The sequence below is a fragment of the Micromonospora sp. NBC_00617 genome (assembly GCF_045161355.1).
Classification (GTDB): Bacteria; Actinomycetota; Actinomycetes; order Mycobacteriales; family Micromonosporaceae; genus Micromonospora.
This window is the reverse complement of record NZ_CP107751.1, coordinates 2,051,650-2,076,514: the sequence shown is the minus strand read 5'-3', so window position 1 is coordinate 2,076,514 and position 24,865 is coordinate 2,051,650. Positions and strand designations below refer to the sequence as shown.

Here is a 24,865-nt window from a genome sequence, read left to right as displayed (position 1 = left end):
GTCAGCTCAGAAGGAGTACGGCCCGAAGCGGCCCCAGGCGACCACCGCGGCGAGGACGAGCAGCACGGCGCAGGCGATCGCGCCCTGGATCTCCGTACGACGCTCGGCCGCCGTGTCCCGCTTCTTCCTGTCGCGCAGGTGCACCAGGATGGCGCCGATCATGACGATGACCAGCCCGACGGCGGCGAGCGGCGTGAGCACCGTGGCGATGCCGGTCAGCGCGGGCAGCACGAGCCCGACGGCGGCCAGCACCTCGACCGCGCCGAGGGCCTTGACCTGGGTCGGCGGGACCGGATCGACCCAGGCCATCCGGTCGCGCAGCTTCTCCTTGGGCTGGGCCAGCTTGGTCAGGCCGGCGCCGGCGAAGACGGCGGCGAGCAGGAACTGGATGATCCAGAGCACCAGGTTCACGGGGGTTACCTCCGGGGGCACCGCCTCGCGGCGGAGAGGTGGTTGAGGTTTGCAGACGAGACAGTAGCCCCCATGCGCGAACATCAATGACCCCCGCCGTCGCACAGACGGCGGGGGTCATCGGGCTCGAAAACGTCAGACCGTGAAGAGCGCCGGTCCGTCGAGCGACTGGACGTCGGCCGGGCGCAGCGCCAGGGCGAGCACGTCGGCCACGTCGGCCAGGGTGTGCACGGTCAGCGCCTCGCGCACCTCGGTCGGCAGGTCGTCCAGGTCCGGCTCGTTGCGCGCCGGGATGATCACCTCGGTGAGGCCGGCCCGGTGCGCGGCGAGCAGCTTCTGCTTCACCCCGCCGATCGGCAGCACCCGACCGGAGAGCGTCACCTCACCGGTCATCCCGAACTCCGGGCGGACCGGGCGGCCGGTGACAAGCGACGCCAGGGCCGTCACCATGGTGATGCCGGCGCTGGGGCCGTCCTTGGGCACCGCGCCCGCCGGGACGTGCAGGTGGATCCGGCGTCCCGCCAGGGCGTTCGGGTCGATGCCGAGCCGACGCCCGTTGGAGCGCAGGTACGACAGCGCGATGTGCGCCGACTCCTTCATCACGTCACCGAGCTGGCCGGTCAGGGTCAGGCCCGGCTCGCCCTCCATGCTCGTCGCCTCGATGAAGAGCACGTCCCCACCGGCGCCGGTGACGGCGAGGCCGGTGGCCACGCCGGGCACCGCGGTGCGCTCGGCCGACTCCGGGGTGAACTTCGGCCGCCCCAGGTAGCCGGTGAGGTTATCGGTGTCGACGCGTACCGGCGACGGGTCGGTCGCCAGCGTCACCGCCACCTTGCGCAGGATCTTGGCCAGCGCCCGTTCGAGCTGCCGGACGCCCGCCTCCCGGGTGTACTCCCCCGCGATCAGCGCCAACGCCTCGTCGGCGACGCTGACCTCGTCGGCGGTCAGACCGGCCCGCTCCCGCTGCCGGGGCAGCAGGTGGTCGCGGGCGATGGCGACCTTCTCGTCCTCGGTGTAGCCGTCCAGGGTGACCAGCTCCATCCGGTCCAGCAGCGGGCCGGGGATGGACTCCACCACGTTGGCGGTGGCCAGGAACAGCACGTCGGACAGGTCCAGGTCGACCTCCAGGTAGTGATCCCGGAAGGTGTGGTTCTGCGCCGGGTCGAGCACCTCCAGCAGGGCGGCGGCCGGGTCACCGGCGTAGCCGGCGGCCAGCTTGTCCACCTCGTCGAGGAGCACGACCGGGTTCATCGAACCGGCCTCACGCAGCGCGCGGACGATCCGGCCGGGCAGCGCGCCCACGTAGGTGCGCCGGTGACCGCGGATCTCCGCCTCGTCGCGGACGCCGCCGAGCGACACCCGGACGAAGTTGCGGCCAAGGGCCCGGGCCACGGACTCGCCGAGGCTGGTCTTGCCGACCCCGGGAGGACCGGCGAGGGCCAACACCGCGCCGGAGCCGCGACCGCCGACCACGCCGAGGTTGCGCTCGGCCCGGCGGTTGCGCACCGCGAGGTACTCCAGGATGCGGTCCTTCACGTCGGCCAGGCCGGCGTGGTCGGCGTCGAGCACCGCCCGGGCCGCGGCCAGGTCGATGTTGTCCTGGGTACGCGTACCCCACGGCATTTCCAGCACGGTGTCCAGCCAGGTGCGGATCCAGCCCGCCTCCGGGGAGGCGTCGCTGGCCCGCTCCAGCTTGCCGACCTCGCGCATCGCCGCTTCGCGGACCTTGTCCGGCAGGTCGGCGCTCTCCACCCGGGAGCGGTAGTCGGCCGAGCCGTCCGGCTCGTCCTCGCCCAGCTCCTTGCGGATCGCGGCGAGCTGCTGGCGCAGCAGGAACTCCCGCTGCGACTTCTCCAGGCCCTCGCGGACGTCGCTGTTGATCTGCTCGGTGACCTCCTGCTCGGCCAGGTACGCCTTGACCCAGCCGACCAGCAGCTCCAGCCGGGCGGTGACGTCCGGCGCGGCGAGCAGCTCGGTCTTCTGGTCCAGGGTCAACCAGGGCGCGTAGCCGGCCGAGTCGGCCAACTCGGACAGGTCGGTCATCCGCTCCACCGCGTCGATGACCTGCCAGGCGCCTCGCTGCTGGAGCACGGAGGTCACCAGGGCGCGGTACTCGCGGGCGAGTTCTCGGGCGCGTCCGGCGGGAGCGGGTTCGTCGAGTTCGGTCGCCTCGACCCAGAGGGCCGCGCCGGGGCCGGGCACGCCGGAGCCGATCCGGGCCCGGGACAGGCCACGGACCACGGCGGCGGGCTCACCGTCGGGCAGCCGGCCGACCTTTTCGATGGTGGCGACCACGCCGACCGGACCGTACTCGCCGTCGATACGCGGCACGGCCAGCAGCTTGCGGTCGCCGGTCGTCCGGGCCGCGTCGATGGCGGCCTGGGTGGTCGGGTCGAGGGTCACCGGGATGACCATGCCGGGCAGCAGCACGGCGTCGGTCAGGGGAAGTACCGGAAGAGTTGCCATCGAACACCTGCTATCGCGTTGAGTTGAGCGTGTCTCACTCAAGTAACAAAGCGTTCCCCTTGTTCCGGGATGTGACCCAGACCACTGCCCGCGCCGGCGGGCGAGCCGGCAGCACCAATTCCCGGACCGCCCGGACACCGCCGGCCAGCGCCACGGCGACGGGAATGGCCAGGCTGGCCAACGGCCGCGATTCCTCGTCGGTTCGCGGTTTTGTGCGCCACTCAATCGCGACGCGCCGAAATGAATGGGACGCATATTGTTGCGGATTCCCCGGGTAGTAGGTCAGACTTTGGACACATCCCGCCACACACAGGGAGTAATCGGCAATGGCGAGAAAAGTAATCACGGTGCTGACCGACGACCTCGACGGCGGGAAGGCCGACCGGACGGTCGAGTTCAGCCTCGACGGCGTGGCCTACACGATCGATGTCTCGGACGAGAATGCCGGCGTCCTGCGGAAGGCGCTGGACCCGTACATCAATGCGGGTCGGCGGATCGGTCGGGGCCCTGCGGAGAACACGCGGACGGTTCGGCGGCCGGGGCGACCCAGCGGCGCCGGAATGGACCGCGAGCAGAACCGGGCGATCCGGGAATGGGCCGTGCAGAACGGCTACAAGATTTCCGAGCGGGGCCGGATCCCGGTCGAGGTCGTCGAGGCGTACAAGAGCCGCTGACACGCGGCAACAGCGACGGGGTCCCGCCGGAAACGGCGGGACCCCGTCGCTGTGCGCGTGGCCGGCCAGCCGGGGCTGTCGCCCTGGCTGGCCGACCGACTGTCGAATCAGTTGACGTCGATACGCACCGCGTCGAAGGCGGGGGTCTGGTTCGCCCGCTCCATCATCGGCAGACGGTGCGAGCCGTCACCGGCCCAGACCGAGCACTGCGCCGTACCCGACTCCGGCAGGCCCGGAATCTGAATGGTCACCTCGTCCGGCTGGGCGCCACCGCGACCGTCCTCGGTGGCGACGAAGAACGCCGGCACCTCCTGCGGCTCCGGCGGCGCGGTCAGGCTGTCCAGCATCCGGCAGGCGGTGTGGAAGTGACCCCGGACCAGGCCCTGGGCGTTGAGCAGTGAGCTCTCCACGTAGTACCCGCCCTGACCGGCCGCGAGGAAACGGTCACGGACCAGGTTGCGGGTGCTGACCCGCAGGGTGAAAGGCTGGTTGCGGCCGACCTGCTGCGGGAACTGGGTGATCAGCAGCGACGGGTTGTTGGCGGCGGCGCCGACCTCACCGAACTCGGTGCTCACGCACCGGTTGCCGTTCTGGAAACCGTCGTGCCGCTGCAACTGGCTCTCGTCGCAGTTGTTGGCCAGCACGCCGAGGCCCGCGCCGGGGGCGTTGCCGCCATTGTTCCCGCCGTTGTTGCCACCACCGTTGTTTCCACCACCGGTGTTCCCACCGTTGTTGTTGCCACCGCCGGTGTTCCCACCGTTGTTGTTCCCGGTGGGCTGCACCTGACACTCGGCGAGTTGCGCCAAACCCTGCGGACGCGGTCCGACCCGGTCGATAGCGGTCGTGATCCGGTCCAGCACCGCCTTACGCTTACCGGCCAGCGGCTGCAGGATCGCATTGCGGATGAACGCCTCACCCTTGTTGCCCTCGGCGGCCAGCCGGCGATCGGCCTCGGCGATCTGGGTCTGCAACTGCGCGAGATTACGGTCGACCTCGGCTCGCGCCCGATCCGGCACCTGCGGCAGCTTGGCCGCCACATCGGGACAGGCGATGGCCGAGCCGGTGCCCACCGTGCCGTCCTTGCCGTCCTCGCACTCCGCCACCGACTCCTGACCGTCACCCCAGTGGTTGCGCACCCACCGACCGTTCTGCCAGGTGCGGCTGGTCGAGGCGCCGCTCGGCGCGGTCGAGCCCGGGCTCGGCTCCACGCACTGCCCGGCGGCTGGCCGGGGCTTGTTCGTCCGCCGGTCCTGAGCCGACGAGATCTGGGTGACGGCGACTACTCCGCCGAAGACCACGAGCGTGCCGACAACGGCCAGCAGACGCTTGCTCCGCGCGATGCCGGGTGACCGGCGCGCCCGAGTGGACCTGCGCATCGAATTGCTCTCCTTCTCGATCCGGTAGTGGATTCCTGCCCTCGGCGGACCGACGGATGTGAGATGGCACGCCACGGCGGCGACCACCGCGACCTACCCGGTAACGTGTCGATGGCCGACGATGCCCTTTCCGCACCGTCTCCCGCGTCCGGTCGACGCGGTCGGGGAGATCCTCTTCATTCGCGCAGGAGTACGGGACGGCGACGGGGAAGGTTCAACCCGCGCACAGAAAATTGCTCCGCCGCCGAACGGATCGGCTGCGGAGCAGGGTTCAGCAGGGAAAGCGGCCGGTCAGTCCGCGCAGAGGTGATCGAACGCGAAACCACCCACCAGCTCGTCCCGCCGCCGGCTCAGCGCGACGATCTCCGTGCTGAGGTCCGCGCGCGCCAGCAGGTCCGGGCCGTCCGGCCGCACGGCGCGCAGCCGTTCGCCGACCGCGACGGTCGCCAGGTCCTCGGCCAGCCGGGCCACGTCGACGCCGCAGGAGAAGCGCTGGGCGGTCACCGAGACCCGCTCGACCAGACACGCGTCCGGGCGCACCTGGACCCAGCTCCAGCCCTGCGCCGGGCCCTCGGTCCAGTGCACGTGCAGCCCGCGCACGATCGGGTCGGCCAGGCGCCCGGCCACGTACGCCTCGACCGCCGCCGCTCGGGTCAGCGCGCCGAGGTCGTTCACCGGGCCGGTCCGGCCGTCCGGAAGCCGCCCGAGGATGTCGCGGAAGCCCACCGGAGCGGGCTCGTCCTCGGCCCCCGCCACGGCGGCGCCGGCCGCGTACGCGCGCGCGTCGACCACGTACTCGACGAGGCGCCGGCCGTGCTCGGCGGCCCGCAACGTCGGGGACCCGATGCGCAGCACGGGCAGCCCGACGGCCGCGCTCACGGCGTCCGTGAGGCGCTCGGCGCGCTGCTCGGCGGACCCGGCGGGCGGGACCGGGCCGATCGCCACGGCGACGACCGGCCGCCCGGTGTCGGCGGCGGCGACTACGAGGTCGAACGCCGCCCGGCTGGCCGACCCCCACTGGCTGCCGGTGACGCCGGGCGGACGCCCCTGCACCAGTTCGCTGAGCCGGCGCGTTTCGTACACCCGGTGGCCGGCGCGGCTGAAGAGAACGTCGCGTTCACCATCGGCGGGCATCGCCCGCAGCCAGCCGCGGCCGTCACTGCTCGTCATGTGCCTGATCCATCCGCCGGTCGGTCGAACCGCGCCGAGTCTAGGCGGTCGATCACCCGTCCCGGTGGAGCGGCCCGGCCGGCTGCGGAGCGCCGCGCCCGCTGCCCTAGCGGCAGACCGCCGTGACGACGACGGGGGCCTGCGGCAGGGTCGGCGGATGGCAGTTCCCGGGCGCTGCCGGTCGCCAGGCCGCCGCGACGTTGTGGACCGGATCCTCCGGTCGGTACGCGGCCCACCGGGACAGGTCGTTGCCGCCGTTCAGGCCACTGGCGAGCAGCACACTGGGGGAACCAATCCGGAGCGCGGCCAGCAGCAGCCGCATGCCGACCGTTGGATAGCCGAGCGCGGAGCACGCCTCGTCACCCTCACGCCAGCACGTCCAGGCGAGGGTCGGGTCGGCGATCGCCCGATCCGGGTACGGCGCCGAGAAGAGGTCGAATACCACCGTCTCGCTGGAGAGAGTCAGACCGACGCTCTCCCAGAAGTCCATGGCGTGCGCGGCGTCGGGCATCGGCTTGGCGCAGACGGCACGTTCGTCCCGACAGGTCGCCCCCGGCCCGGTGTAGCGGCCGTGGCTCCAGCCGAGAGCGACGATGGGCGTGATGCCGGCGGCCGTCAAGCGTTGCGTGTACGCGGCGATCTCCTGCCGATACGGCTCACCGCCGAAGCGGGGGTCCACGTACGACAGGCCGAGCCAGCAGGCCTCGTTGAGTGGGACGTACACCGCCTGGACGCCGCGTGCGACGAGCCCGGCCACGGCTGTGGCGTCGACCGGGCCGTCCCAGATGCCGCGCCGCTGCACGCAGCGGGCCTCCGCACCGGTGCGGACGAGCGGCGTCAGGCGTCGGGGGGCGGCCGCGTCGATGACCGGGGAGATGCCCCAGAGCTGGTCGCGCACCACGCTGACGTACGGCGCCTGCCGCTCCTCGCCCGGTGTCAACACGCGCACGGAGCTGCTCTCGTTGCTGGTCCGCGTCGCGCCTTGGTCGTCGTACACCTGGGCATACACGCTGTAGAAGCCGGCCGGCAGGTCACGCCACTGGGCGGTGTACGGCGCGGTCGTGTCGGTGCCGAGCGAGATGGTGTCCAGCCCGGTGCCCCAGCCGAAGAACTCGACGCGGGTGATCCGCCGGCCGGGCGCGGGCGTGGCGACGGCTTCCACGGTGATGGTGGCCGGGGCGAAGAGGTGGTCACCGTCTTCGGGCTTCGTGATCTGGACGGACGGACGGTTCGGGTCGGGGGTGGGGCTGGGCGGCCCGCTCGGCTTCGGGCTCGGCGAGACCGGCGGCGGGCTCGACGGGGGCGTCGGCGTGGGCCTGGGCAGCACGGTCGTGCAGGTGACGCCGTTGAGCGTGAAGGTCTGTGGCCCGCCGATCCGCACCCCGTGCGTCATGACGAATGGAAAGGACACCTGCTGGTCGGCCGGCAAGGTGACACCGGGCAGGTTGCGGATCGTGACCTCACCGCCGTGCTGTTCCCAGCGCACACCGTCGACGTTCTTGATCTGCTCGGTCGGGTAACGCAGCGGGAAGCTCAACGTCCACTCCGTGAGTGGCTGGCCGACGCTCAGCACCGTGAGGTCGCCGCGCAGCATCGCCGGGTACTGGTAGCGGACCTGGAGGTCCGCCGCACACCCGCTGGCGGCGGACGCCGGGACAACCACGGCGAGAACACCCGAGGCGGCGGCGAGCGCGGCGACGGCCAGACAGACGACCCGGTTCCTCATCAACGACCCCCATCATCGACATTCATCACTAGGATCGTCGTCCTGACCGGCGCCGGACGTCAAGGCCGGCGATTCCGCGCGCCCAGGCGGCACGCGGAGCGGGGTCGTCGGCCGTGGGGTGGGTGGCGGGTGCCGCTGACTGAGCCGGGGGTATGCCCATCGGGGCCTTTTCGGGCGGACGATATGTCTTACAACGTTGTAGAAACCTGCCAAGGGTTGGCGGGCGACGCCAGCGCTCGACGAACACCTGTGAGCTGGATCACATCACGGTCGCGTTCCAGGACACCCGACGAGGTGTATCCAGCGAGGTCGCCCGTAGCGGACCGGCTGGGAGGTCAGAGCATGTCGCGTCAGCAGTTCGGCACCTTCGCCCCGCGCGGGCCGGGTCCTCGCCGACCCCGCAGGGAGCGCCCGCGTCGGCCTCGCCAGCCGCGCCCCGCGGGTGATCCGACCATCCGCCGCCGACCGAACGCCGACCAGGCGGGACGCCACCACCGACTTCCCCCGCGTCCCACCACCATCCGTTCCACCCCGAGCATCGACCCGACCGGCGGCGGGCCGCGCCCCGCTGGCGAAACCGGCGCGGCGGCGGAGGTCGGGCGGATCGCGGCCGACGCGGCCGGTCGGGTGCCGGGCGTGTCCGACGTCCGCCCGGCCACCGTCCGCGTGGGCGACCGGTCCGTGGGCCTCGACCTGGACCTCATCATCGAGTACGGCCACCGCGTGCCCGCCGTCGCCGACGCGGTCCGCCGGACGGTCGCCGAGCAGGTGCTCGCCGGCACCGGTCGCCCGGTGGCCGCGGTGACGGTCACGGTGCGGGACCTGGTGGTGACCGGCTCGGACGACGCCGCCGCGTCGTACCCACTGGTCGCACGCCCCGAGCTGACCACGGCGACCGCCAACCGGGTGGCGTCCGCGCTGCTGGGCGTCGCCCTGCTCGCCGGTGGCGTCCTGCTGGCCGCGCAGGCGCTGCTGGTCACGCTGGCTCGCCGGACGCCGCTGCTCATCCGCCCCGGCTGGTACGACGCGCTGACCACCACCCGGTGGCACGATCCCGGCGTACCGGCAGCGGCCGGCGCCGCCGTACTGCTGGGCCTGCTCGTCCTGGTCGCCCAACTGCGCCGGTGGACGCCGGTCCGACTGCGAGTCGACGAGCGCGACGGCTGGCACCTGCACCGGCGGTGCGTGGAACGCCGGCTGACCGACGCGGCGGACACCGTGCCGGGCGTACGCGGAACCCGGGTGCGGGTCCGACGCCACGGCGACCGGTGGCGACCCCGGTTGCGCGCCAACGGCGACCCGGCGGCCCGTGCCGAGGTCGAGTTCGCCGTGCGCCAGGAGCTGCGTCAGCTCGCCTCGCCACGCGCCGACCACGTCGACGTCCGGCTGCTGCCCCACCGGCGGCCGGCATGACCGATGCCGCGCACCGCCTGCTGTGGACGATCGTCGCGCTGCTGCTGGTGGCCGGCGGGGCGACCGCGCTGGCAGCCGGTTCCGGCGCGCTGCCGTCCGGCGACCCTGACGCGGTCCTGCTCGGCGGCGGCCTGGTGGACGCGTGGCGGCTCGCGACGCCCTGGAGCACCCTGGCGGCGGCGGTCGCCGGGCTGCTGACCGCCGTCGCCGGCCAGCGCCTGCTGCACCGGGCGCTACGCCGACCCGACCGGGCACTGCGGGGCACTCTGAGCCGACCCGGAAGCCTGCCCGGTCGCACCCGCCTGGCCAGCGAGGTGCTCGTACGCGCGCTGGAACGGGACCTGCTGCGCGCGCCCGGGGTGCACCAGGCCCGGGTGGAGCTCACCGGCACGCCACCGCGCCCCGACGTCTGGGTCCGGGTGGACCTGACCAGCGACGCCCGCGCCGCCGGAGTGCGCGACCACGTCCACGACGCCGTCCGCCGGTTCGCCACGACGGCCGGCTGCCAACCGGCACACCTCGACGTGACGGCCCGGATCGAGCCGGCCCGCCCCTGAGCCGGTCGTCCGGCTCCGCCGGGTCAGCGGCTGAGCCAGCACCCGCCGTCGGCGCTCCGGTGAAGTCGATGCCCCGCCAGGGCGTCGCCGAACCGCCGGCCCACCGCCGCCACCGACAGCGGGAAGACGGCAGCGGCGACGACGAACCGGGTTCGCTCAGGCGACCGGCATGATCTGACCCGGATCGGTGACCGTGTCGTCGGCGTCGTAGGCGATCGCGTTGGTCACCCGCACGACGCCACTCACCTGGCCCGCCAGCCGGCCGGCGAGGTCGACGGCGGAGCGACGGTCCACCCGGCCCGCCAGGGTGACCTCACCATGGCGGACCTCGACCGTCACCAGGCCGTCCCGCACGGCGAGCACCCGGCGCAGCACCTCCTGGACGATGTCCGCACGAATCTCCGCGTCCGAGCGCAGGTGCACCTTCAGCAGGTCGGCGCGGCTGACGATGCCGACCAGCCGACCGAGGTCGTCCAGGACCGGCAGCCGCTTGACCTGCTCGCGATCCATGAGCCGCGCGGCGGCGGACAGTGCCGCCTCCGGGCCGGTGGTCACCGGCGGCGCGGTCATCAGGTCGCCGGCCAGCAACGCCTCGCCCTTGCCCCGGGCGTCGCGCCGACGCCGGCTCTCGAAGACCCGCCGCTGCGCCGGCTCACCGGCTCGTTCGATCCGGTGCAGCAGGTCGGCCTCGGACACCACGCCCAGCACCCGGCGGAACCCGTCGATCACCGGCACGGCACTGATACCGCGGCGCAGCAGCACATCGACGATCTCCCGGTACGGGGTCCCGGCCTCCACGGTCACGACCTCCCGGGTCATCACGTCACCCACCTGCCAGGTCCTCATCACGGCCTCCCTTTCGTACCTCCACCTCGGACGCTACGGCCGGACGGCGGCCACGGTCAGGGTCGCCGGCCCGGGCCGATGGGGGTCCAAGGTCCCGGGCCGGTGCGGTCCGGTCGGCCCTACCGAAGGCGCCGCCGAGAGCGTCTGATGGAGATGTCACCGGGAAGCGCGGTGCGAGGCAGAGAAGGGACGTGGACACCATGACCGCGACGATCGAGCGGACCACCGCCGAGACCACCGCTCCGGCGACCGGCACCACCCGAGAGAAGGCCACCCGGTACGTTCTTGCCGGCATCCGGATGGCGCTCGGCTGGATCTTCCTCTGGGCCTTCCTCGACAAGCTGTTCGGCCTCGGCCACGAGACCGAGTCGAAGAACGCCTGGATCAACGGGGGCAGCCCCACCAAGGGCTTCCTCACCTTCGGGGTCGCCGGCCCGTTCAAGGACCTCTACACCGGCATCGCCGGCGCCGCCTGGGCCGACTGGCTGTTCATGGCCGGCCTCGCCGGGATCGGCATCGCGCTCCTGCTCGGCGTCGGCATGCGGGTCGCCGCCGTGGCCGGTGGGCTGCTGCTGGTCCTCATGTGGACCGCCGTCCTGCCTCCGGAGAACAACCTCTTCATGGACGACCACCTGATCTACGCCGCGGTGCTCGCGGTCCTGGCGCTGGTCAACGCCGGCGACACCTGGGGCCTCGGGAAGCTCTGGGCGAAGCTGCCGATCGTCGCGCGGGTGCCCTGGCTGCGGTGAGCACCACCGCACCGTCGCACGGCGGGCGTCACCACCGGTGACGCCCGCCGACACGTGTACCCGGTGACCTGGGGTCAGGTACGGACGCGTCGGGGCAGGTGGCGGGTCCGCCGCACATCGGTGACGCGCTATCCGGCAGGATCGACGGTGACCGGACACATCACCCAACACGGCAGGAGATCCCCGCATGAACCAGGCAGCAGGCGCCCGATCGGGCAAGCCCGAGGTGGGTCCGATCGGGGGTGCGCCGCCGGCCGACCTCGTGACCGAGGACATCACCGTGGGCGACGGCCCGCAGGCCGAGCCGGGTCAGCTGGTCAGCGTCCACTACGTCGGCGTGTCCCACTCCACCGGCGGCGAGTTCGACTCGTCCTGGAACCGGGGCGAGGCGTTCGAGTTTCCGCTCGGCGGCGGTCAGGTCATCGCCGGCTGGGACCAGGGCGTGGTCGGGATGCGCGTCGGCGGCCGTCGCCGCCTCACCATCCCGCCCCACCTGGGGTACGGCGACCGCGGTGCCGCCGGCGTCATCAAGCCGGGCGAGACGCTGATCTTCGTCGTCGACCTGCTCGGCGTGCGCTGATCGAACGTGGCGGGGGTCGTTCGGCTCGATGCCGGGCGGCCCCCGGGCGCGTCCGCTGTCGGCGTCAGACGGCTGGTGGGCGTGGGCACGTCCGCGTTCGGACGGTGCGCCAGCTCACCCCCAGGTCAGTCTCAGGCCGCCAGCACCAGGCCGCCGGCCGCGGCCGGCGGCCGACCGGCGGCCTCGACCAGGTCGGCTGGCATCGGGCGACGGGCGGCCTCGACCACCCGGGCGGGCTCGAGGATCGGCATCACCCGGTGCAGGCCGGTGGCGCGCAGCACCCGGGTCACCACCGGGGTGGGATCGACCAGGACCAGCTCGCCGCCCCGGGCCCGGACGCGCAGGTGCGCGGCGAGCAACGCGCGCACCCCGGCCGCGGAGAGCAGGCGCAGCCCGGACATCTCCAGCTGCACGACCGGCCGCGCCGGCGCGGACCACAGAGCGGACCGGAACGCGGCAACCGTGGCGATGTCGACCTCGCCGGTCACCCGCACCTGGACCACCTGGTCACCGACGCGGACCTGCACGTCGAGCCGGTCGCTGCGCTCTTTCATGACATGAAATCTAGCCCCCACCACCGACAGTTTCGCCCCTCCGCGGAGTGATTCCGGGTACGCCCAGGGTCATCCCCCGAGGTGCCCCTCGTCCCCCTAGGGGTGGAGGCCAGGGGCCTCGCGGTCGACCGAACGGCCAGGTGCCGCGCCGGTGCACGGCGCTTCAGGTCCGCCGGGCATCGGCGGTGGAGAATGACCCGATGGTGATCCCCCGGCCCCGGCCGCCACGGCTGATCCGTCCCGTCCGCGAACCGGCCACCGTCCCGCCTCCGCTGCACGGCGTGTGGGCGGCCACGGACCGCCGGCTCGACCAGGTCGACCTCCTGCCCCTCCCCGAGGGGTCCGTCGGGCCGGAGGACGTGCTCATCGACCGGAGCGGCCGGGTCATCAGCGGCGACGAGGGCGGCAACCTCTGGTGGTGGCCGGCCGACGCGCCGGCCGGCACGCGAGGACGGCTGCTGGCCGAGACCGGCGGCCGGCCGCTCGGCATCGAGGCGGATCCGTCCGGGGAGGCGCTCATCGTCTGCGACGCGTACCGCGGGTTGCTGCGGGTCACGCCGGACGGGGCGGTCCGCGAGCTGACCGGCACGGCGCCGCCGGTGCACCTGGCCAACAACGCGACGGTGGCCCGCGACGGCACCGTCTACTTCACCGACTCGTCGGACCGGTTTCCGGTCTCACACTGGAAGCGGGACCTGCTGGAGCACCGCCCCAACGGCCGCGTGCTGGCCCACCACCCGGGCAGCGGGCGCACCGAGGTGGTGGTCGAAGGGCTGTACTTCCCCAACGGGATCGCGCTGACCCCGGACGAGTCGGCGTTGCTGCTGGTCGAGACCACCACCCACCGGCTGCTGCGGGTGGAGCTGCGCGGCGGGGTGCGGGTGCTCGCCGACCTGCCCGCGTACCCGGACAATCTCGCCGCGGTGGGCGACGGGACGTACTGGATCGCCCTGCCCAGCCCCCGGGTGCCCATCGCCGAACGGTTGCTGCCGCACCCGCGGCTGCGTCAGCTCGCCGCGCTGCTGCCCGACGCGATGCAGCCGCAGCCGCGCCGCTACGGGCTGGTCGCGCTGGTCGACGGCGAGGGCACGGTCCGTCGTACGCTGCACGGCCCGGCCGGGAACTATTGGATGATCACCGGGGTACGACAGCACGGCGACCAACTCTGGCTGGGCAGCCTCGTCGGGCCCGGCGTGGCCCGCGTACCCCTGTAGTGAGCGTCCGGCGTGTCGGGCGGTGGCCGACCTCGACGCGGCCGGGATGCCTGCACGGCGAACGGACCGACCCACCGCGCTGGTGGGTCGGCCCGGTGCCTCAGCGTCCGCTGACCGAGGGCGCCGGCGCGGGTGACCCGCCGGCCACCGCGCCCGGGTGCGCCGGGGCGACCGGCGCGGGCTTGAGCCCGGACGGCACCGGCAGGGCGCTGCCCTTGACGAACTCGTCCCAACTCACGTTCCACGCCGTCCAGCCGTTGCCGGGTTGCAGGTCGACCTCGGTGCCCTTGACCGTGACCAGGTCACCGACCTGGGTCACGCCCATCAGCCAGTCCGCGGCCGTGGCGGAGACGTTCGCGCAGCCGTGCGAGGTGTTGGTGTAGCCCTGCTCGCCCTCCGACCAGGGGGCCGAGTGGATGAACTCACCACCCCAGGTGAGTCGCTGGGCGTCGTCGACGTCGACCACGTAGCCGCCGTTCGGGTCACCCCGGGTGTCGAAGGTGGTCCGCTCGTGCTTCTCCATGATCACCATCTTGCCGCTGGAACTGGGCGTGCTCGGCTTACCCAGGCTCACCGGGATGCGGCGAACCAGCTTGCCGTCGCGCAGCACCGTCATCTGCTTCGTGGCGTTGTCGATCTCCAGCGAGACCTGTTTCCCGATCTTCGAGGTCGCGGTCCGTTCGGCGTCCCCGACCAGGTTCTTGCCGATCGGCAAGCCCTCCAGTGCCGCCCGGACACTGATCGTCGTCCCCGATTGCCAGAAATCGGGCGCCCGGTAATAGACCTGACTTCCGTCCTCCAGCCACGACCAGGTACCCGGCTGCGGCGGATTGGTCTTCACGAACAACCGGCGCTGCACATCCGCCCTGGCCTCTTTCGGAATTGCCGGGTCGAACGCCACGGTTACCGGCATAGCCGTGCCGTACGTCCGGTTGCCGACGAAATAGAGGGTGCTGGTGATGTGCGGCTTCGTGGACTTGGCCATCGTGGTGAACGTGGTGGTCCGTGTCGTGGTCGCACCCGAGTCACCGGTCGCCGTCACCTCCGCGGTGTACGTACGCCGAGGTTGCAGCGGCGCGCTCGGCACCCAACCGGAACCGTCCTCCCGCGGTTCCGCCTTGACCTGCGCGCCCTTGTCGTCGGTGAGCCGGACGGCGGTGACCCGGCCGCCCGTGACCACCGCGCCGACCTCGGCGCTGATCGGCACGTCCCGGGTCTTGTCCCCCGGTGTCACGGTGAGCTCCGGCGCCGCGACGTGCCCCTTGGCCGGCCCGGCCGCCGAGTCCCGGTCGGCGGTACATCCGGCCAGCACGAGCGGTGCGGCCGCGATAGTTACCGCCAACAGCGTCAATCGCCGCCTAGGTGTCATTTTCAATCCCCCCGTTTTCGACTTCCCTCTGCCACATTCTGTCGGCCCCGACAGGAGTATCCAGGGCATTCGGAAATAATCGGCGGCGCATTTATCGGCGCATTTTCCGACCCTGCGCCGTTGACGAGAAAAACGCACGAGTGCCGCCTCTCGGCATGTCCGCACTCCCGCACGTCACCCGACCCGCAACGTCCCGTCCCACCCCGACCCCGCCACGCCCGCACCTATCGCCGCCGTTGCACGACTTGCCCCGCGCCCCGCGCGCGCGGGGTTGGGGCGGCTGCCACACCTGCTGGGAGGACTTTTTGTCACATGGAGCGAAACTTCTGCTCGTCGAGACGGAGCTTTGCCTTCGTCCGGAGGCAAGGGTAAGGTCGGTTTTCAGATAGAAGATTGCCCATTCGTCGATCAGACTGCCTGCTCACCTTGCCGGGTCGGCCGCGGTCCCCCTCAGGGGCGCCGACCGCGCCCACGCGTCATCCTCACCGCGCAGCCGCAGCGCGCCTCCGGCCGGTTCGGCGCGCTGCGGCAACGGGCAACCGGTCGACAGCTGCCGACGGCACACCAGCCGTCAGGAAGGGACCACCACCGTGGATCACCAGACCAACCGCTCGGAGCCGACAGCGACCTCCGAGTCGCTCACTCGACGCGGTCTGCTCCGCGCCGCGACCGTCTCCGCCGCCGCCGTCGGCGCCGCCGGGTTCCTCGCCGGCCCGGCCAGTGCCGCGCCCGCCGGCGACACCGCCGCCCGGGGTCAGTCCCACGGCCGGCGTCGGGTGCCGGTGGACCGCATCAGCATCCAGCTCTACACCGTGCGCGACCAACTCGCCGCCGACCTGCCGGGCACCCTGACCGCCCTGCGGCGCATCGGCTACCGGCGGGTGGAGCACGCCGGCTTCGTGGGGCGTACGGCGGCGGAGTTCCGGGCCGCGCTCGACGCGGCCGGGCTGCGCGCCACCTCCGGGCACACCGGCATCCCGCAGCCGTTCGACGCCGCCACCTGGGAACGTGCGCTCGCGGACGCCAACACGGTGGGCTGCAAGAAGATCGTGCACCCGTACTTCGGTCGGGACGCCGAGGGGCGTCCGTACCGGGACCCCGCCGTCTACCGTGCCCTGGCCCGGGATCTCAACCAGGCGGGCCGGCTGGCCGAGCGCGCCGGGCTCGATTTCGGCTACCACAACCACCAGTTGGAGTTCGTGCCGCTGACCGACGGCTCGACCGGCTTCGAGATCCTCACCGGGCAGACCGATCCCCGGCTGGTCCACTTCGAACTCGACCTGTACTGGACCTGGCGGGGGGCACACGACCCGGTCGACGTGATCCGGGCCAACCGCGGCCGGATCCGCCAGGTGCACGTCAAGGACCTGGACGTCGAGGGTGGCTTCGCGGACCTGGGCGACGGCGTCATCGACTTCGGCCGGATCTTCGACCACGAGCGGGAGGCGGGCATCGAGGAGTACATCGTGGAGCGTGACGACGCGGGCACCCCGCCGCGCGCACCCGCCGATGCCCTCGACACCGCCCGGGTGGGCTTCGACTACCTCGCCGCACTCCGGTACTGACCACCTCGGGTCGCTCAGGTCCAGTCGCTGTCGACGTGGTTGTCCCGCCAGCGTCCGCCCACCGGCGGGGTGTCCAGCCGCATCCCCTCGTCGGCGTTGCCGGCGAGATCGTTGTCCTCGACCCGGCAGTCCACGCAACTGCCCCGGTCGGTGATCCACAGCCCGTGCGTCTGGGTCTGGTGGTCGTGGTTGTCCCAGATCCGGTTGCCGCGGATGGTGGCCGAGTCGAACGGCGCGTCGATGGTGATACCGGCCCGCCGCTGCGGCGCGGCAGCCAGTTCGTATTCACATCCCGGTGGCGGGATGTCCCCGCTCCACGCGCTGAACGCGTCCGGGCGGACCGGGGCGAGGATGAGTTCGTCGCCGGTGTTGGAGGCGACCATGGCAACGGCCCGTCCGACCCGCAGCATCTTGCCCCGGTGCCCGTCGTGCGGCCAGGTGGCCGACCGGTCCACCAGCGACCGCTCGCCGTAGCGCACGGCATCACCCGTCCCGCCGGTGCCTTCGGCGTACTGCTGCCCGTTGTTGCGGATCCGGTTGTTGAGCACCACCGTGTCGGTCATCTGGTGATCGACACGGACCGCGTCCAACCCGTTGCCCCAGATCTCGTTGCTCTCGATCACGACGTTCCGGATCGCGCCCCGGTAGCCGCGTTCGAGGTCCCGCGCGTGATATCCGTGCTGGCCGTTGCCGCTGATCCGGTTGCCCCGGACGGTGTACGGGCCCGGGGTGTTGCCGATGCTGACCCCGTCGCGCAGGTTGCCGTCGATGACGCAGTCGGTGAGCAGCCCACCCCGGCCCGCCACCGACGCGGTGCCCTGCGACGACACGTCGAAGCCGGTCTCCAGGTTGCCGGTCATCGTGCAGGCCGAGACGATCAGACCGTCGGCACCCCAGTCGGAGATGCCGAACCGGTTGCCCTGGCTGTGGCAGCCGATGATGCGGTAGCCGCGTGGCGGTTCCCAGTGGTCCTTCTGCAGCTCCAGGAAGATCCCGTTGGTGCCGTTGGCCAGGGCGGTGCAGTTGGCGATGGTCAGCCGCTCCACCGGGCCCCACCCGCCGATACCGACCCCGATGCCGGCGCCGCCGATCTGCTCGCCGTTGTCCAGCCGGCCGCAGCCGACGACCACCACGCCGTCGATCAGGGAATCCTGCAGGAAGTCGCAGCCCAGCCCGGTGGCCGCGGTGTGGTGGATGTAGAGGTTGCGAAAGACGCCCCGCACCACGTACTGCAGACCGAGGCCCTTGGCGAGGTAGCTGTACTCGGCCATCGCCACGCCGGAGCCGTCGATCTGGAAGTCGGCGAAGGTGCAGTCGGCGATGTGCCGGTCCCGGTCGGCGCCGTGCTGCACGGTGGTCCAGAAGGCCAGCGGCGTCGGATCGGCCCGGTTGCCCTCGTTGCTGAGCATGAACCGGGTCGCCGCCGGGCCGGCCCCGATCAAGGAGACACCGCTGCGCCACACCGTCCCCGCGTCCCGGATCGAGTAGATGCCCGGCGGGCAGTAGATGACGCGGGCCCGCCCGTCCGAGGCGTACCCGGCGCCGAGACGTTCCACGAGGGCGGCCAACGCCGGCTGATCGTTGGTCGCGCCGTCACCGGTCAGCCCGAACTCCAGCGCGTCGCAGTAGAGCGGTGCGCCGGCCGCGGCGGGCCGCCGCACCCGTACCGAATTCAGTAGCAGCTCGTTCGCCACGGCCACGGATCGGCTCCCTTCGACGCCTCCGGTGCGTACCGGCGGGGCCGACTTCCCGATGACGCGACCGCGAAACCCGGGCGCACGCCGGCCCTGGCGCCGCGTGGGCGGTGCCAGGGCCGGCGGTACGCGTCAGACGGCGGCGATCAGCAGCGCCGGGCGTTCCACGCAGTCGGCGACGTGCCGCAGGAAGCCACCGGCCACCCCACCGTCGCAGACCCGGTGGTCGAAGGTGAGGCTCAGCTGGGTCACCTTGCGCACGGCCAATTGCCCATCAACCACCCACGGCTTGTCCACGATCCGGCCCACGCCGAGCAGGGCCGCCTCGGGGTGGTTGATGATCGGCGTGGAGCCGTCCACGCCGAACACCCCGTAGTTGTTCAGCGTGAAGGTGCCGCCGGTGAGCCGGGCCGGCGCGAGCGTCCCGGCCCGCGCCGCGGCCGTGGTCGCCGCCAGCTCGGCGGCCAGCTCGGCCGTGGTGAGTCGCTGGGCGTCGCGCAGCACCGGCACCAGCAGGCCCCGGTCGGTCTGCGCGGCGATGCCCAGGTGCACGCCGGCGGACTGGACGATCCGCTGACCCTCGGTGTCGACCCGGGAGTTGAGCTGCGGAAACCGGCGCAGACCGCTGAGGCAGATCCGGGCCAGCAGGGCCAGGATGCTCACCGGCGCGTCGGGCGTCGCCGCGTTGATCGCCGCGCGGGTCTCCAGCAGCCCGGTGGCGTCGACGTCGACCCAGATGGTCACCTCGGGGATCTCCCGCCGGCTGCGGGAGAGCTTGTCGGCGATCACCTTGCGCACGCCGGTGAGCGGGACGATCAGGTCGCCGTCGCCCTGCGGGGTCGGCGCGGCGTGTGAGTCCGGTACGGCGGCGAGCCGGGCGACGGGGACCGCCAGCGCCGCCTCGACGTCGGCGCGGCGGATCACCCCGCCGGGCCCGCTGCCACGGACCGTGCCCAGGTCGACGCCGCGCTCCCGGGCCAGCCGCCGGACGATCGGCGAGATGACCAGGGCGCTCGCCGACCGCACCTCGGCGGAGACGCTGCCGGCGACCGGGGCTGCTCTTTCCGCTGACGGGCCGGAGCCGCCCACCGGAGGGGCGCCGACTAACGGACCGGAGTCACCCGCCGGGCCCGCGTCGGGCCGGACAGCGTCGGCCGGGGCGGCCTCGGCCGGTTCCGGCGCCAGCGCCAGTCGGGGTCGACGCCGACGGCGGGTCGCACCGCCGTGCCCGGTGCCGTACCCGATCAGCACGTTTCCGGAGCCGGCACGCTCCTCCTCGCGGTAGGTGGCGTGCCCGGCCGGCTCGTCGCCGTCGCCGTCCAGCGGCGCGATGGTGATCAACGGCTGGCCGACCGGGCGGACCTCACCCGCCGCGCCGTGCAGGGTCACGACCCGGCCGGCGTACGGGCAGGGCACGTCCACGACCGCCTTGGCGGTCTCCACCTCGACGACGCTCTGGTCGACCGTGACGATGTCACCCACGGCGACCCGCCACTCGACGATCTCGGCCTCGCTCAGCCCCTCGCCCAGGTCGGGCAGGAGGAAGACCTGCGTCCGTTCGACGGTGGTCATGCCGCCGCCCAACGCGCGTCGGGCTGGTCGTCCCACTGCAACCGGGCCACCGCGTCGAGCACCCGGTCCACGCCGGGCAGGTGGGTGTGCTCCAGCATCGGCGCCGGATACGGGATGTCCAGCCCGGCGACCCGCAGCACCGGGGCGTGCAGCGCGTGGAAGCAGCGCTCCTGCACCCGGGCGGCGATCTCCGCGCCGACACCCGCGAACCCGGGCGCCTCCTGGATCACCACGCACCGGCCGGTACGCCGGACCGACGCGGTGATGGTGGCGTCGTCGAACGGCACGATGGTCCGCACGTCGACCACCTCCAGGTCCCAGCCCTCCTCGCGGGCGGCCTCGGCGGCCTCCAGCGCGACCGGCACCGCCGGCCCGTACGCCACCAGGGTGGCGTCGCGGCCGGGCCGGCGCACGACGGCCCGGCCGAACGGCTCGGTACGCGTCGGCAACTGCGCGTCGGCGCTGCCGAAGTAGAGCTTCTTGGGCTCCATGAAGACCACCGGGTCGGGGTCGTCGATCGCCTCACGCAGCAGCGAGTACGCGTCCTCGACGGTGGCCGGGGTGACCACCTTCAGCCCGGGGGTGTGCGCGTAGTACGCCTCGGACGAGTCGCAGTGGTGCTCCACGCCGCCGATGCCGCCGGCGTACGGCACCCGGATGACGATCGGCACGCTGAGCTTGCCCCGGGTGCGGTTGCGCAGCTTCGCCACGTGCGAGGCGATCTGCTCGAACGCCGGGTACGCGAACGCGTCGAACTGCATCTCGACCACCGGCCGCAGGCCGGACATGGCCAGGCCGACGGCGAAGCCGACGATGCCGGCCTCCGCGAGCGGGGTGTCGAAGCAGCGCTTCTCGCCGAAGCGGGCCTGAAGGCCGTCGGTGATCCGGAAGACGCCGCCGAGCTGGCCGACGTCCTCGCCGAAGACGACGACTCGCTCGTCGGCGGCGAGGGCGTCGGCGAGCGCCGAGTTGAGCGCCTTCGCCATGGTGGTGGCCATCAGGCGTCACCCTCCTCGTCGTGCGCGGCGGCCAGCTCGGCGCGGACCTGCTCGCGCTGCTCGACGAGCTGCGGGGTGGGCTCGGCGTAGACGTGGTCGAAGAGGCTCAGCGGGTCGACCGTGGGCTGGGTGTTCATTCGGGCACGCAGGTCCGCCGCGTACGCCTCGGCCTGCTCGGCGACCTCGGCGACCGCCGCGTCGTCGAGCGCACCACGGGCGCGCAGGTACGCCTGGAGGCGGGCGAGCGGGTCGCGGTCGCGCCAGGCGTCGACCTCGGCGCCGTCGCGGTAGCGGCTGGCGTCGTCGGCGTTGGTGTGCGGCTCCATCCGGTAGGTGTGCGCCTCCACCAGGAAGGGCCCCTTGCCGGCGCGGGCGTGCGCGACCGCGCGGGTCAGCACGGCGAGCACCGCGACCGGGTCGTTGCCGTCGACCTGCTCGCTGGGCACCCCGTAGCCGACGCCCTTGTACGCCAGCGACGGCGCGGCGGTCTGCCTCGACAGCGGGACGCTGATGGCGTACCTGTTGTTCTGTACGAAGTAGACGACCGGGGCCTTGAACACGGCGGCGAAGTTGATGCCCTCGTGGAAGTCGCCCTCGCTTGTCGCGCCGTCGCCGATGAAGGCCAGCGCCACGGTGTCGCGCCCCTGGTACGCCTCGCCGTGCGCGAGGCCGGCGGCGTGCACGCACTGGGTCGCGAGGGGGGTGCACTGCGGCGCGGTGTGCACCTCGGTGGGGTCGTAGCCGCAGTGCCAGTCGCCGCGCAGCAGCGTGAGCACCTCGACCGGGTCGATGCCCCGGGCAACCAGCGCCATCGATTCACGGTAGGTGGGGAACACCCAGTCGGTGTCGCGGACGGCGAGCACGGCGGCGACCTGGCACGCCTCCTGGCCCCGCGACGACGGGTAGACGGCGAGGCGGCCCTGCTTGGTCAGCGCGGTCGCCTGGGTGTCGAACCGGCGGCCGAGCACCATCCGGCGGTACAACTCGCGCAGCGCCTCGACGGGCGGCTCCGGGTAGTCGGTACGGGCCGGCAGCGGCGTACCGGTCGGGTCGAGCAGGCGGACCGGTTCGGCGTCCGGCAGCAGCGGGCGTGCCGGGTCGGGCGGGGTGACCGTCCGACGGGCGCGCGGGGATGCCCTGCGGACCGCCTGGGGTGTGGTCGTCACGGCGGGACCTCCTGGGACGTGTGGTGAGCCTATGCTTCCGCCTGACGGATGATTGACTCAAGATCCACGCAGAAGGCGAGACGATCGGCATGACAGGGGCCCATCAGTGAGCCAGGAGGCCACCAAGGACGCCGGCCGGGCGGCGGGATCGGGACGATCGGTCCGCGCCCTCGACGACGTGGACCGGCGGATCCTCGACGAGCTGGTCCGTGACGGCCGTACGTCGGTCCGCACCCTCGCCGAGCGCATCCACATCTCCCGCACCAACGCGTACTCCCGGGTGGAGCGCCTGCTGCGCGACGGGGTCATCACCGGGTTCCGCGCGCAGGTGGCACCCGAGGCCGCCGGGCTCGGCACATCGGCGTACATCGCCCTGACGATCGAGCAGAACACCTGGCGGGAGGTCTCCGCGGAGCTGGCGCAGGTGCGCTACATCGAGCACGCCGCGCTGCTCGGCGGCGACCACGACGTGCTCGCGCTGGTCCGCGCGCCGGACAACGCCGCGTTGCGGGACGTGGTGCTGGGCCGGGTGCAGAGCATCGCCGGTGTGCTGTCCACCCGCACCTGGCTGGTCTTCGAGGAGTTCGACGGAGCCGGCAGCCCTTGGGCCTGACGTGTAAGGAAGGGCCCCCTACTAACGCCTGGTGTCTAATAAGGGGCCCTTCCTTACCGCTCGGGCGGAGCTTCCAGCCCTTCGCGGTCGGCCAGCTCCAGCAGGGGCTCCAGCGAGTGCCGGTCACCGTCGAGGCCGGCGTGCGGGTCGCCGCGCTCGGCGAAGCGGGCCGGCACGCTGAGCACGTCGAAGTCCTCCGGCCGGGCGTCGTCCAGCTCCGCCCAGTCCAGGGGCGCCGACACCAGGGCCTGCGGAGTCGGCCGGATCGAGTACGCCGACGTCATCGTGTGGTCGCGGGCCATCTGGTTGTAGTCGACGAAGACCGGCCGGTCCCGCTGCTCCCGCCACCAGGTGGTGGTGACCAGCTCCGGCAGCCTGCGCTGCATCTGGAGGCCCAGCGCGAGCACCGCCCGGCGGCACTCGCCGAAACTCCACCTCGGCTCGATCGACAGGTAGACGTGCAGGCCGCGCCCGCCGGTGGTCTTCGGATAGCCGGTCATGCCCAGCTCGGCGAGGAACGCCCGCACCTCGTGCGCCACCGGCACCACCTGCTCGAAGCCGACGCCGGGCATCGGGTCGAGGTCGATGCGCAGCTGGTCGGGGCGTTCCACGTCGGCGGCGGTGACCGGCCACGGGTGGAACCGCAGGGTGCCCAGGTTGGCCGCCCAGATGACCACTGCCAGCTCGCTCGGCGCGACCTCGTCGGCGGTCCGGCCGCTGGGAAAGGTGATGTGCGCGGTCCGCACCCATTCCGGCGCGCCCGCCGGCAGCCGCTTCTGATAGAAGGCGTCACCGCGGTTGGTCTGCCGGGTGGCGATCGTCGCGCCCGCGAAGACGCCGCGCGGCCAGCGTTCCAGCATGGTCGGCCGGTCGCGCAGCGCCCGCAGGATGCCGTCGCCGACCGCCAGGAAGTAGCGGACCACGTCCAGCTTGGTCAGTCCGCGTTCCGGGAAGTACGGCTTGTCGGGGCTGGAGACGCGGACCAGCCGCTCCCCCACCTGGATCTCCTGCGCCGCCGTGGCCACGCCCCGAGGGTACGGCGTCGCCGGCCGGCCGGAGAACAGGTCGGCCGGTGCGCCGCGGGACCGGACCAGGGCGAGGAAGTCAGGCGGTCAGGAGCCTCTCGACCATCAGGCGGACACCTCGGCGCCGGCGTGCTCCCACAACTGCTTCATCTCGGTGTGCAGATCGTCGCTCGGCGACCAGCCGAGCACCTCGGCGGCCAGCCCGACGTCGAGGCGCTGCCAGCTGGTCTCGGCGGGGCCGGTGCGTTCGGCCTCGACCAGGTCGGTCGGCACCTCACTGACGTCGATGAGGAGCTGGACCATGTCACGCGCGCTGGCCGCCACCCCCCGACCGACGTTGATCACTCGGCCCGCCGCGTCGGGGCGGGTCGCGGCCAGCAGCACGGCGGCGACCACGTCGCTGAGGCCGACGAAGTCGCGCCGGGAACCCAGCGGGGCAAGCTCCAGACGGGCCCGCTCACCTGCCTGCTGGGCGGCGCGCAGCTTGCCCGCCACCACGCCGAGCAGGCTGTGACCGGGCTGGCCGGCGCCGACGACGTTGCCGACCCGCAGCGTGAGGCCCTCGATGAGGCCGTGCCGGTCGGCCTCGGCGACGGCGGTGGTGCAGCGCAGCTTGAAGTCGCCGTACGCCATCACCGGCGCGGGGGGCAGCGTCTCGGGCATCGAGGTGCCGACCGGGACCAGCCCGTACTCGTGGACGCTGCCGAGCTGGATCACCCGGACCCGTCGGGGCAGCCGGCCGGCGGCCTCGATCAGCCGCTCGACGAGAGTGACGTTGACGGCGAGCATCTGCGCGTCGGTCAGCCCCCACATGCCACCCGCCGCGTTGACCACCACGTCGGGGTCGAGCTCACGCAGCACGTCGGTGATCTCGTCGACGTCGGCGGCGGCGAGGTCCAGGGCGCGGACTTCCACGCCCTGGCCGAGGTCCCTGGGCTGGCGTGCCACGGCGATGACCGTGTGACCCTGGTCGGCCAGCGCGCGGCAGATCGGGCGGCCGAGGAAACCCGTACCGCCGAGCACCATCACCCGCAGCGCGGACCCGGCGTCGTCGGCGGCGCCTCGCGGATTGATGATCATGTCGCCCACCTGGCTGTCGTCGCTCATCGGCCCGGCCCGAACGCGTG

22 protein-coding genes are annotated in these 24,865 nt (G+C 72.7%); 8 read left to right on the top strand and 14 right to left on the bottom strand.

Going from position 1 to position 24,865, the window contains the following annotated elements; all coding sequences use genetic code 11:
- Positions 1-6 precede the first annotated feature (6 nt).
- Together OG505_RS09335 and lon are read right to left on the bottom strand one after the other, a co-directional pair.
- Positions 7-411: a DoxX family protein gene (locus OG505_RS09335; protein WP_405432559.1), complete on the bottom strand. Its 405-nt coding sequence runs from the start codon at positions 409-411 to the stop codon at positions 7-9.
- Between the two features lie 135 nt (positions 412-546).
- The gene (lon, locus tag OG505_RS09330) at positions 547-2,877 is read right to left on the bottom strand and encodes an endopeptidase La (RefSeq protein WP_405432558.1); all 2,331 of its coding nucleotides are present in this window, start codon (positions 2,875-2,877) and stop codon (positions 547-549) included.
- Positions 2,878-3,203: 326 nt separating this feature from the next.
- Between lon and OG505_RS09325 the strand changes: the two genes are divergently transcribed.
- Positions 3,204-3,551, top strand: a complete 348-nt coding sequence (locus OG505_RS09325; RefSeq protein WP_234588764.1) for an Lsr2 family protein — start codon at positions 3,204-3,206, stop codon at positions 3,549-3,551.
- Positions 3,552-3,658: 107 nt separating this feature from the next.
- Here the strand turns inward: OG505_RS09325 and OG505_RS09320 are convergent, their stop codons facing one another.
- The 3 genes from OG505_RS09320 to OG505_RS09310 all read right to left on the bottom strand — a co-directional run bounded on the left by OG505_RS09320 (position 3,659) and on the right by OG505_RS09310 (position 7,823).
- Entirely contained in the window at positions 3,659-4,927 is a 1,269-nt protein-coding gene (locus OG505_RS09320) for a hypothetical protein (protein WP_405432557.1), read from the bottom strand.
- 291 nt (positions 4,928-5,218) lie between these two features.
- Positions 5,219-6,097 carry a hypothetical protein gene (locus OG505_RS09315; RefSeq protein WP_405432556.1) on the bottom strand — a complete coding sequence of 293 codons (879 nt, stop codon included), beginning with the start codon at positions 6,095-6,097 and terminating at the stop codon, positions 5,219-5,221.
- 106 nt (positions 6,098-6,203) lie between these two features.
- Positions 6,204-7,823, bottom strand: coding sequence for an Ig-like domain-containing protein (locus OG505_RS09310; protein ID WP_405432555.1), 1,620 nt, complete (start codon positions 7,821-7,823; stop codon positions 6,204-6,206).
- A 342-nt stretch (positions 7,824-8,165) separates the two neighbouring features.
- Between OG505_RS09310 and OG505_RS09305 the strand changes: the two genes are divergently transcribed.
- Positions 8,166-9,236, top strand: coding sequence for an Asp23/Gls24 family envelope stress response protein (locus tag OG505_RS09305; protein WP_405432554.1), 1,071 nt, complete (start codon positions 8,166-8,168; stop codon positions 9,234-9,236).
- Positions 9,233-9,793 carry a hypothetical protein gene (locus OG505_RS09300; protein WP_405432552.1) on the top strand — a complete coding sequence of 187 codons (561 nt, stop codon included), beginning with the start codon at positions 9,233-9,235 and terminating at the stop codon, positions 9,791-9,793. Before OG505_RS09305 ends, OG505_RS09300 begins: the two co-directional genes overlap by 4 nt.
- A gap of 156 nt (positions 9,794-9,949) precedes the next feature.
- Here OG505_RS09300 and OG505_RS09295 read toward each other — a convergent pair whose 3' ends face one another.
- Positions 9,950-10,639 (bottom strand): CBS domain-containing protein, encoded by a 690-nt coding sequence (locus OG505_RS09295; RefSeq protein WP_405432551.1) that lies wholly within the window; start codon positions 10,637-10,639, stop codon positions 9,950-9,952.
- A 191-nt stretch (positions 10,640-10,830) separates the two neighbouring features.
- On the opposite strand from OG505_RS09295, the gene OG505_RS09290 reads away from it, so the two are divergent.
- Together OG505_RS09290 and OG505_RS09285 are read left to right on the top strand one after the other, a co-directional pair.
- A complete protein-coding gene (locus OG505_RS09290) occupies positions 10,831-11,388 on the top strand; it encodes a hypothetical protein (RefSeq protein WP_405432549.1) in 558 nt (185 codons plus the stop codon).
- A gap of 187 nt (positions 11,389-11,575) precedes the next feature.
- Positions 11,576-11,968 carry an FKBP-type peptidyl-prolyl cis-trans isomerase gene (locus OG505_RS09285; protein WP_405432547.1) on the top strand — a complete coding sequence of 131 codons (393 nt, stop codon included), beginning with the start codon at positions 11,576-11,578 and terminating at the stop codon, positions 11,966-11,968.
- Positions 11,969-12,099: 131 nt separating this feature from the next.
- Here the strand turns inward: OG505_RS09285 and OG505_RS09280 are convergent, their stop codons facing one another.
- Positions 12,100-12,522, bottom strand: coding sequence for an STAS domain-containing protein (locus OG505_RS09280; RefSeq protein ID WP_405432546.1), 423 nt, complete (start codon positions 12,520-12,522; stop codon positions 12,100-12,102).
- 200 nt (positions 12,523-12,722) lie between these two features.
- Between OG505_RS09280 and OG505_RS09275 the strand changes: the two genes are divergently transcribed.
- Complete coding sequence (locus OG505_RS09275; RefSeq protein ID WP_405432544.1) at positions 12,723-13,736, top strand: SMP-30/gluconolactonase/LRE family protein; 1,014 nt, start codon at positions 12,723-12,725, stop codon at positions 13,734-13,736.
- 100 nt (positions 13,737-13,836) lie between these two features.
- Here the strand turns inward: OG505_RS09275 and OG505_RS09270 are convergent, their stop codons facing one another.
- Positions 13,837-15,105, bottom strand: a complete 1,269-nt coding sequence (locus OG505_RS09270; protein WP_405432543.1) for an Ig-like domain-containing protein — start codon at positions 15,103-15,105, stop codon at positions 13,837-13,839.
- A 590-nt stretch (positions 15,106-15,695) separates the two neighbouring features.
- Here OG505_RS09270 and OG505_RS09265 point away from each other — a divergent pair.
- Positions 15,696-16,670, top strand: coding sequence for a sugar phosphate isomerase/epimerase family protein (locus OG505_RS09265; RefSeq protein ID WP_405432542.1), 975 nt, complete (start codon positions 15,696-15,698; stop codon positions 16,668-16,670).
- Between the two features lie 14 nt (positions 16,671-16,684).
- On the opposite strand, the gene OG505_RS09260 is transcribed toward OG505_RS09265, so the two are convergent.
- The 4 genes from OG505_RS09260 to pdhA all read right to left on the bottom strand — a co-directional run bounded on the left by OG505_RS09260 (position 16,685) and on the right by pdhA (position 22,100).
- A complete protein-coding gene (locus OG505_RS09260; protein WP_405434437.1) occupies positions 16,685-18,364 on the bottom strand; it encodes a right-handed parallel beta-helix repeat-containing protein in 1,680 nt (559 codons plus the stop codon).
- Between the two features lie 132 nt (positions 18,365-18,496).
- On the bottom strand, positions 18,497-19,936 hold the full coding sequence (locus OG505_RS09255) for a dihydrolipoamide acetyltransferase family protein (RefSeq protein WP_405432541.1): 1,440 nt from the start codon (positions 19,934-19,936) through the stop codon (positions 18,497-18,499).
- On the bottom strand, positions 19,933-20,937 hold the full coding sequence (locus tag OG505_RS09250) for an alpha-ketoacid dehydrogenase subunit beta (protein WP_405434436.1): 1,005 nt from the start codon (positions 20,935-20,937) through the stop codon (positions 19,933-19,935). Before OG505_RS09250 ends, OG505_RS09255 begins: the two co-directional genes overlap by 4 nt.
- Positions 20,934-22,100, bottom strand: coding sequence for a pyruvate dehydrogenase (acetyl-transferring) E1 component subunit alpha (gene pdhA / locus OG505_RS09245; protein ID WP_405432539.1), 1,167 nt, complete (start codon positions 22,098-22,100; stop codon positions 20,934-20,936). Before pdhA ends, OG505_RS09250 begins: the two co-directional genes overlap by 4 nt.
- Before the next feature lie 178 nt (positions 22,101-22,278).
- On the opposite strand from pdhA, the gene OG505_RS09240 reads away from it, so the two are divergent.
- Positions 22,279-22,713, top strand: a complete 435-nt coding sequence (locus tag OG505_RS09240; protein WP_405434434.1) for an Lrp/AsnC family transcriptional regulator — start codon at positions 22,279-22,281, stop codon at positions 22,711-22,713.
- 53 nt (positions 22,714-22,766) lie between these two features.
- Here OG505_RS09240 and OG505_RS09235 read toward each other — a convergent pair whose 3' ends face one another.
- Both OG505_RS09235 and OG505_RS09230 read right to left on the bottom strand, forming a co-directional pair.
- Complete coding sequence (locus OG505_RS09235; protein WP_405432537.1) at positions 22,767-23,738, bottom strand: DNA polymerase domain-containing protein; 972 nt, start codon at positions 23,736-23,738, stop codon at positions 22,767-22,769.
- Positions 23,739-23,843: 105 nt separating this feature from the next.
- Complete coding sequence (locus OG505_RS09230) at positions 23,844-24,845, bottom strand: NAD-dependent epimerase/dehydratase family protein (RefSeq protein ID WP_405432536.1); 1,002 nt, start codon at positions 24,843-24,845, stop codon at positions 23,844-23,846.
- Positions 24,846-24,865: the final 20 nt, after the last annotated feature.

Coding starts and splice junctions, on each gene's coding strand:
- OG505_RS09270 (WP_405432543.1), bottom strand. CDS start 15,105: ATGACACCTAGGCGGCGATTGACGCTGTTGGCGGTAACTATCGCGGCC.
- OG505_RS09315 (WP_405432556.1), bottom strand. CDS start 6,097: ATGACGAGCAGTGACGGCCGCGGCTGGCTGCGGGCGATGCCCGCCGAT.
- OG505_RS09310 (WP_405432555.1), bottom strand. CDS start 7,823: ATGAGGAACCGGGTCGTCTGTCTGGCCGTCGCCGCGCTCGCCGCCGCC.
- OG505_RS09285 (WP_405432547.1), top strand. CDS start 11,576: ATGAACCAGGCAGCAGGCGCCCGATCGGGCAAGCCCGAGGTGGGTCCG.
- OG505_RS09275 (WP_405432544.1), top strand. CDS start 12,723: ATGGTGATCCCCCGGCCCCGGCCGCCACGGCTGATCCGTCCCGTCCGC.
- OG505_RS09300 (WP_405432552.1), top strand. CDS start 9,233: ATGACCGATGCCGCGCACCGCCTGCTGTGGACGATCGTCGCGCTGCTG.
- OG505_RS09305 (WP_405432554.1), top strand. CDS start 8,166: ATGTCGCGTCAGCAGTTCGGCACCTTCGCCCCGCGCGGGCCGGGTCCT.
- OG505_RS09230 (WP_405432536.1), bottom strand. CDS start 24,845: ATGAGCGACGACAGCCAGGTGGGCGACATGATCATCAATCCGCGAGGC.
- OG505_RS09255 (WP_405432541.1), bottom strand. CDS start 19,936: ATGACCACCGTCGAACGGACGCAGGTCTTCCTCCTGCCCGACCTGGGC.
- OG505_RS09295 (WP_405432551.1), bottom strand. CDS start 10,639: ATGAGGACCTGGCAGGTGGGTGACGTGATGACCCGGGAGGTCGTGACC.
- OG505_RS09320 (WP_405432557.1), bottom strand. CDS start 4,927: ATGCGCAGGTCCACTCGGGCGCGCCGGTCACCCGGCATCGCGCGGAGC.
- OG505_RS09325 (WP_234588764.1), top strand. CDS start 3,204: ATGGCGAGAAAAGTAATCACGGTGCTGACCGACGACCTCGACGGCGGG.
- lon (WP_405432558.1), bottom strand. CDS start 2,877: ATGGCAACTCTTCCGGTACTTCCCCTGACCGACGCCGTGCTGCTGCCC.
- OG505_RS09280 (WP_405432546.1), bottom strand. CDS start 12,522: ATGAAAGAGCGCAGCGACCGGCTCGACGTGCAGGTCCGCGTCGGTGAC.